The 2,319-nt window shown below is 72.1% G+C and carries 1 protein-coding gene; it reads left to right on the top strand.

Annotation, left to right across the window (positions count from 1 at the left end; genetic code table 11):
- Window positions 1-30: 30 nt before the first annotated feature.
- A partial coding sequence (locus MKK75_RS17180) for an autotransporter domain-containing protein (RefSeq protein ID WP_244043755.1) occupies window positions 31-2,319 on the top strand: 2,289 nt, incomplete at its 3' end.

The following is a 2,319-nucleotide window of genomic DNA, read 5'->3' as shown; positions in this document are numbered from 1 at the left end:
AACCCCTGTCCCAAAGGCCAGGACGCACGAATGAACAGACCGATTAACGACGAGACGGTAAAACGCTACAACTACGACAGCCACGAGAAGCTTCGCGCTCACCTGGCCGACTTCGAAAGCGCCTCCATCTCTGGCCGCAGCGTAAAGACCCTGCGTGGTCTCCCGCCCTCCGAGGCCATCTGCAAAGCATGGTCCACCGAGCCCAGCAGCTTCAGGTCAAACCCGCTCCACCAAATGCCGGGACCAAACACCTACTTCGCCATCCGGGCGCTCAACGATCCGGCGAACGCGGCTCTCATAGGAGAGGCCTTCGCGCAGGCGCAGAGCTATCTGAGCCAGGCCTGCGGCGGGCCGCTGGAGCGGTGCGCCCACGCCGCCGTCGACGCGGCCACGGACCGCTTCTCGGACTACGCGCGCAACAAGGCCGCCTACACGGCGCGCCTGACCTACGGCTTCGCCCCGGTCGGGCCCACAGATCTGCCGCCGGTGGTGCCGACGGGCGCCGAGGCGCTGCTCGCGACGCGCTTCCCCTACCTCACGGCCTCTCAGCGCCGCGACGTGATCGCGACGACGGAGCTGGCCTCGGGTGGCTTCCTCGACAACGGGATGGGCTACGACCGCATCAACCTGTTCGCCGCGGCCGACGGCTACGGCGCCTTCAACGGCACGGTCACCGTCACCATGGATGCCGCCAAGGGCGGGTTCTCGGCCTACGACGTCTGGCGCAACGCCATCGACGGCACGGGCAGCCTCGTGAAGCTCGGCAGCGGAACGCTGGTTCTGACCGGCGCCAACACCTATTCCGGCGGCACGACGATCGGCGGCGGGACCCTGGTGGGCCATGCCGGCGCCTTCGGCACGGGCGCGATCGTGGACAACGTGGCCCTCGTGGTCGATCAATCCGTCGACGGCACCCTGGCCAACGCCATCTCGGGCACCGGGACGCTGACCAAGACGAATGCGGGCACCCTCACGCTCACCGGCCTCAGCACCCTGACGGGCGCCACCGACGTGCAGGCGGGGCAGCTCACCGTAAACGGCGCGCTGGCCAACTCGGCCGTGACGGTCCGTCAGGGGGCAACGCTCGGCGGCTCCGGCGCGCTGGGCGGGCTCAGCGCACTGTCAGGCGGCACGGTGTCGCCGGGCAACTCGATCGGCACGCTCACCGTCACCGGCAACGCCGCCTTCGCGGCCGGCTCGACCTACCGGGTCGAGGCCAACGCCGCGGGCCAGGCCGACCGGATCACCGCCGCCGGCAGCGCCGTGCTCGCGGGCGGCACCGTCCAGGTGCTGGCCACCTCGGGTGCCTACAACCCACGCACCACCTACACGATCCTGTCGGCCGCCGGCGGCGTCTCCGGCCAGTTCGCGGGCGTGACGGCGAACCTCGCCTTCCTCTCGCCGGGCCTGCGCTACCTGGCGAACGAGGTCGACCTGACGCTGACCCGCAACGACGTGCCGTTCGCCGCCTCCGCCACCGGCCGCAACGGCATCGCGGCGGCCAACGCCGTCCAGGCCGCGGGTGCGGGCCGGCTGTTCGACGCGGCGGCAGGCTTCACCACGGCGGAGGCCGACAGCGGCTTCCGGGCGCTGGCTGGTGACATCCACGCCGGCACGGTGTCGGCGGCCTACGAGACGGCGTTCTTCGTGCGCGAGGCGGTGCTCGACCGGCTGCGCTGGGGCCAGCCCGGCACCGGGCTCGATTACGGCAGCCTGCCCTCCGCCTACACCGCCGACCTGCCGGGCCGGGCGCCGGTAGTGGCGAACGTGCCGGTGCGCACGCTCGACCCGCAGGTGTTCGGGCTGTGGGGCCAGGGTTTCGGGTCGTTCGGCACGGCCGATGGCGGCGGCAACGCGTTCGCCCTTGACCGGCAGATCGCGGGCTTCGCGGCCGGTGCCGACGTGCGGCTGCCGAGCGGACTGCGCTTCGGCGTGGTCGGCGGCTACACGGAGGCGTCGCTCGACACGGCCGGCCGCACCGGCGGCGTGAGCCGGGCGGAGAGCGCCACGCTGAAGAGCGGGTTCGGCGGCGTGTATGGCGGCATCGAGCTCGGCCCGCTGTCGCTGCGGCTGGGCGCGCTCTACGCCGACACGGATGCGCGCACGCGCCGGGCGGTGCTGTACGGGCTGTCGGACACGCTGAGCGGGCATGGCGGCGGTTCCACGATCCAGGGGTTCGGCGAGATCGGCTGGAAGATCCCGCTGGGCACGCCCGCGGTGGCGGCCCTGGTGTCGAGGGACGGGGCGGCCGCGGCGGTGCAGCCGGTGGCGAGCTACGTCGAGCCGTTCGTGGGCGGGGCCTATGTCGGGATCCGGCGT

Source organism: Methylobacterium sp. J-030, from assembly GCF_022829545.1.
Classification (GTDB): Bacteria; Pseudomonadota; Alphaproteobacteria; order Rhizobiales; family Beijerinckiaceae; genus Methylobacterium.
This window is presented reverse-complemented; position numbering and strand designations above follow the sequence as displayed.